The sequence below is a fragment of the Acidovorax sp. FG60 genome, assembly GCF_057808995.1.
Genome location: NZ_JBMDJC010000046.1, coordinates 1 through 5,821, shown reverse-complemented (window position 1 = coordinate 5,821; position 5,821 = coordinate 1). Strand labels below are relative to the sequence as shown.

Genomic DNA, 5,821 nt, shown 5'->3' with positions numbered 1-5,821 from the left:
TAGTGCTATAGTCGAGGGCTTCGCTACTGAGGCGGTTCTGCAGAAATGTGGTGACGCTGAAGATGTGGGCGGTGATGGGGTCTAGGCCCTGTTGCTGCTGATGTCGAGAAGGTGAAAGAAGAAATTTTGGTTTTGGGTTGTAGACGGTGTAAAAACCGGTATATAATTCAAGGCTTCGCTAAGTAGAGCAGGGTGTCGCAAGATGCTGAGTTTGAAAAGTGGTGAAAACAAAAAAGTTTTCAAAAGTTTGACAGTTCTTCAAAAACTGTGCTAGAATTCAAGGCTCAGCTGATCGCAGCTAGGTTGGGAAAGCAAAGAAGACTACGGTCTTGTGAGTGATCCGGTTCATTAAAAATATACAGCCGATAAGCGTGGGCGTTTGATGGCGAGTGCCAAGTTCTTTGGAACTAGTGCTTAGCACTACAAACGCTCATGAGAATAGAAGTGAAGTTCACTTCAATTCCGTTTTTATGAGTTAAGTCGAAAGACTTTAAATTTATCAAGATCGAACTGTAGAGTTTGATCCTGGCTCAGATTGAACGCTGGCGGCATGCCTTACACATGCAAGTCGAACGGTAACAGGTCTTCGGATGCTGACGAGTGGCGAACGGGTGAGTAATACATCGGAACGTGCCCGATCGTGGGGGATAACGGAGCGAAAGCTTTGCTAATACCGCATACGATCTACGGATGAAAGCAGGGGACCGCAAGGCCTTGCGCGGACGGAGCGGCCGATGGCAGATTAGGTAGTTGGTGGGATAAAAGCTTACCAAGCCGACGATCTGTAGCTGGTCTGAGAGGACGACCAGCCACACTGGGACTGAGACACGGCCCAGACTCCTACGGGAGGCAGCAGTGGGGAATTTTGGACAATGGGCGAAAGCCTGATCCAGCCATGCCGCGTGCAGGATGAAGGCCTTCGGGTTGTAAACTGCTTTTGTACGGAACGAAAAGACTCCTTCTAATAAAGGGGGTCCATGACGGTACCGTAAGAATAAGCACCGGCTAACTACGTGCCAGCAGCCGCGGTAATACGTAGGGTGCAAGCGTTAATCGGAATTACTGGGCGTAAAGCGTGCGCAGGCGGTTATATAAGACAGATGTGAAATCCCCGGGCTCAACCTGGGAACTGCATTTGTGACTGTATAGCTAGAGTACGGTAGAGGGGGATGGAATTCCGCGTGTAGCAGTGAAATGCGTAGATATGCGGAGGAACACCGATGGCGAAGGCAATCCCCTGGACCTGTACTGACGCTCATGCACGAAAGCGTGGGGAGCAAACAGGATTAGATACCCTGGTAGTCCACGCCCTAAACGATGTCAACTGGTTGTTGGGTCTTCACTGACTCAGTAACGAAGCTAACGCGTGAAGTTGACCGCCTGGGGAGTACGGCCGCAAGGTTGAAACTCAAAGGAATTGACGGGGACCCGCACAAGCGGTGGATGATGTGGTTTAATTCGATGCAACGCGAAAAACCTTACCCACCTTTGACATGTACGGAATCCTTTAGAGATAGAGGAGTGCTCGAAAGAGAACCGTAACACAGGTGCTGCATGGCTGTCGTCAGCTCGTGTCGTGAGATGTTGGGTTAAGTCCCGCAACGAGCGCAACCCTTGTCATTAGTTGCTACATTTAGTTGGGCACTCTAATGAGACTGCCGGTGACAAACCGGAGGAAGGTGGGGATGACGTCAAGTCCTCATGGCCCTTATAGGTGGGGCTACACACGTCATACAATGGCTGGTACAGAGGGTTGCCAACCCGCGAGGGGGAGCCAATCCCATAAAGCCAGTCGTAGTCCGGATCGCAGTCTGCAACTCGACTGCGTGAAGTCGGAATCGCTAGTAATCGCGGATCAGAATGTCGCGGTGAATACGTTCCCGGGTCTTGTACACACCGCCCGTCACACCATGGGAGCGGGTTCTGCCAGAAGTAGGTAGCCTAACCGTAAGGAGGGCGCTTACCACGGCAGGGTTCGTGACTGGGGTGAAGTCGTAACAAGGTAGCCGTATCGGAAGGTGCGGCTGGATCACCTCCTTTCTGGAAAACTGCATTCAATATTGAACGCCCACACTTATCGGTTGTTGGAACAAGCCACTGACTTGCGAAGTCATTCGCAAGGATGGGGAATGGGTCTGTAGCTCAGCTGGTTAGAGCACCGTCTTGATAAGGCGGGGGTCGTTGGTTCGAGCCCAACTAGACCCACCAAATTCCAATGGACGGATACGGTAAGAGGACACTGGGGGATTAGCTCAGCTGGGAGAGCACCTGCTTTGCAAGCAGGGGGTCGTCGGTTCGATCCCGTCATCCTCCACCAACAACAATTCGGAAATTCAACACCAAAGCTGCTTTGCAAGAGGCTGCTTTGTTGTTGATCAATATCGATTGATCAATCGGCTGTTCTTTAAAAATTCATAGAGTCGAATCAGAGTTGCTAGCGGAAACTGCACATTCGTAAAGGTTTAGTGCAGACCGTGCCGCTAGCAACAAGAATTTTTGATTGCGTCAAAACGAATATTCAAACCTAGTTTGAAATTCTTAAGTAATACGATGACAACTCGAAAGAGTTGAAGTTGTTTACGGCATAACGCGTCAGGTGAAAGACCTGGCAAGTCCTTGAAAGATTAGATGGCGATGTTTCGAAAGAAACGTCAAAGTTATAGGGTCAAGTGACTAAGAGCATGTGGTGGATGCCTTGGCGATTACAGGCGACGAAAGACGTGATAGCCTGCGATAAGCTTCGGGGAGCTGGCAAATAAGCTTTGATCCGGAGATTTCTGAATGGGGAAACCCACCTCGCAAGAGGTATCGCATACTGAATACATAGGTATGCGAGGCGAACCGGGTGAACTGAAACATCTCAGTAGCTCGAGGAAAAGACATCAACCGAGATTCCGAAAGTAGTGGCGAGCGAAATCGGAAGAGCCTTCTAGTGATAGCACGACTGTTAGCAAAACGGAATGGAAAGTCCGGCCATAGCAGGTGATAGCCCTGTATGCGAAAACAGACGTGTGGTACTAAGCTAGAGAAAAGTAGGGCGGGACACGAGAAATCCTGTCTGAATATGGGGGGACCATCCTCCAAGGCTAAATACTCGTAATCGACCGATAGTGAACCAGTACCGTGAGGGAAAGGCGAAAAGAACCCCGGGAGGGGAGTGAAATAGATCCTGAAACCGCATGCTTACAAAAAGTAGGAGCCCGCAAGGGTGACTGCGTACCTTTTGTATAATGGGTCAGCGACTTACATTCAGTGGCAAGGTTAACCGAATAGGGAAGCCGTAGAGAAATCGAGTCCGAATAGGGCGAATCAGTCGCTGGGTGTAGACCCGAAACCAAGTGATCTATCCATGGCCAGGATGAAGGTGCCGTAACAGGTACTGGAGGTCCGAACCGACTAGTGTTGCAAAACTAGCGGATGAGCTGTGGATAGGGGTGAAAGGCTAAACAAACTTGGAAATAGCTGGTTCTCTCCGAAAACTATTTAGGTAGTGCCTCAAGTATTACCGTCGGGGGTAGAGCACTGTTTAGGCTAGGGGGTCATGGCGACTTACCAAACCTATGCAAACTCCGAATACCGACGAGTACAGCTTGGGAGACAGAGCACCGGGTGCTAACGTCCGGACTCAAGAGGGAAACAACCCAGACCGCCAGCTAAGGTCCCTAAAATTGGCTAAGTGGGAAACGAAGTGGGAAGGCTAAAACAGTCAGGATGTTGGCTTAGAAGCAGCCATCATTTAAAGAAAGCGTAATAGCTCACTGATCGAGTCGTCCTGCGCGGAAGATGTAACGGGGCTAAGCCAGTTACCGAAGCTGCGGATGTGCAATTTATTGCACGTGGTAGGAGAGCGTTCTGTAGGCCTGTGAAGGTGTCTGGTAACGGATGCTGGAGGTATCAGAAGTGCGAATGCTGACATGAGTAGCGTTAAAGGGGGTGAAAAGCCCCCTCGCCGTAAGCGCAAGGTTTTCTACGCAACGTTCATCGGCGTAGAGTGAGTCGGCCCCTAAGGCGAGGCAGAGATGCGTAGCTGATGGGAAACAGGTCAATATTCCTGTACCGATCAATAGTGCGATGTGGGGACGGAGAAGGTTAGCTCAGCCAACTGTTGGATATGTTGGTTCAAGCCTGTAGTCGTGCCTGGTAGGCAAATCCGCCGGGCTTAGATGAGGGGTGATAACGAGTCTGCTTGCAGACGAAGTGAGTGATACCCTGCTTCCAGGAAAAGCCACTAAGCTTCAGCTATTGACGACCGTACCGCAAACCGACACTGGTGCGCGAGATGAGTATTCTAAGGCGCTTGAGAGAACTCAGGAGAAGGAACTCGGCAAATTGATACCGTAACTTCGGGAGAAGGTATGCCCCAAGTAGGTGAACCTGTACAAGGCGAGCCCAACGGGGTTGCAAAAAATCGGTGGCTGCGACTGTTTAATAAAAACACAGCACTCTGCAAACACGAAAGTGGACGTATAGGGTGTGACGCCTGCCCGGTGCTGGAAGATTAAATGATGGGGTGCAAGCTCTTGATTGAAGTCCCAGTAAACGGCGGCCGTAACTATAACGGTCCTAAGGTAGCGAAATTCCTTGTCGGGTAAGTTCCGACCTGCACGAATGGCGTAACGATGGCCACACTGTCTCCTCCTGAGACTCAGCGAAGTTGAAATGTTTGTGATGATGCAATCTCCCCGCGGAAAGACGGAAAGACCCCATGAACCTTTACTGTAGCTTTGTATTGGACTTTGAACAGATCTGTGTAGGATAGGTGGGAGGCTTTGAAGTGATGTCGCTAGATGTCATGGAGCCAACGTTGAAATACCACCCTGGTGTGTTTGAGGTTCTAACCTAGGTCCATTATCTGGATCGGGGACAGTGCATGGTAGGCAGTTTGACTGGGGCGGTCTCCTCCCAAAGCGTAACGGAGGAGTTCGAAGGTACGCTAGTTACGGTCGGACATCGTGACGATAGTGCAATGGCATAAGCGTGCTTAACTGCGAGACTGACAAGTCGAGCAGATGCGAAAGCAGGACATAGTGATCCGGTGGTTCTGTATGGAAGGGCCATCGCTCAACGGATAAAAGGTACTCTGGGGATAACAGGCTGATACCGCCCAAGAGTTCATATCGACGGCGGTGTTTGGCACCTCGATGTCGGCTCATCTCATCCTGGGGCTGTAGCCGGTCCCAAGGGTATGGCTGTTCGCCATTTAAAGAGGTACGTGAGCTGGGTTTAAAACGTCGTGAGACAGTTTGGTCCCTATCTTCCGTGGGCGCTGCAGATTTGAGGAAGCCTGCTCCTAGTACGAGAGGACCGGAGTGGACACACCTCTGGTGTATCGGTTGTCACGCCAGTGGCATTGCCGAGTAGCTAAGTGTGGAAGAGATAACCGCTGAAAGCATCTAAGCGGGAAACTCGTTTCAAGATGAGATCTGCCGGGGCCTTGAGCCCCCTAAAGAGTCGTTCAAGACCAGGACGTTGATAGGTCAGGTGTGGAAGCGCAGTAATGCGTTAAGCTAACTGATACTAATTGCTCGTGCGGCTTGACCCTATAACTTTGATAGCCAATATGCAAACCGCAAGGGATGCGTGAAAAGCTCAAAGATTGTTATGCCAAGTTGACGCAGTCAAAAGACACAAAAATCTGATTCCAAACTCTATGAATTCGCTAGGCTGTTTCTCGAACAGCCCAGCACCCAGTTATGCCTGATGACCATAGCAAGTTGGTACCACTCCTTCCCATCCCGAACAGGACAGTGAAACGACTTTGCGCCGATGATAGTGCGGGTTCCCGTGTGAAAGTAGGTCATCGTCAGGCTCTTACAGCCCA

The 5,821-nt window shown here is 50.5% G+C and carries 2 tRNA genes and 3 rRNA genes; all 5 read left to right on the top strand.

From position 1 onward, the window contains the following. Positions 1 to 507 precede the first annotated feature (507 nt). The 5 genes from ACODS0_RS27825 to rrf all read left to right on the top strand — a co-directional run bounded on the left by ACODS0_RS27825 (position 508) and on the right by rrf (position 5,809). Positions 508 to 2,040, top strand: a 16S ribosomal RNA gene (locus tag ACODS0_RS27825). Positions 2,041 to 2,131: 91 nt separating this feature from the next. Next, positions 2,132 to 2,208: transfer RNA gene (locus ACODS0_RS27820), tRNA-Ile, on the top strand. 33 nt (positions 2,209 to 2,241) lie between these two features. Beyond that, positions 2,242 to 2,317: transfer RNA gene (locus ACODS0_RS27815), tRNA-Ala, on the top strand. A 346-nt stretch (positions 2,318 to 2,663) separates the two neighbouring features. Next, positions 2,664 to 5,542: ribosomal RNA gene (locus tag ACODS0_RS27810) — 23S ribosomal RNA — on the top strand. A 154-nt stretch (positions 5,543 to 5,696) separates the two neighbouring features. Next, positions 5,697 to 5,809: ribosomal RNA gene (rrf, locus tag ACODS0_RS27805) — 5S ribosomal RNA — on the top strand. Together the 16S, 23S and 5S rRNA genes with 2 tRNA genes alongside form the textbook arrangement of a ribosomal RNA operon. The last annotated feature ends 12 nt before the right edge of the window (positions 5,810 to 5,821 follow it).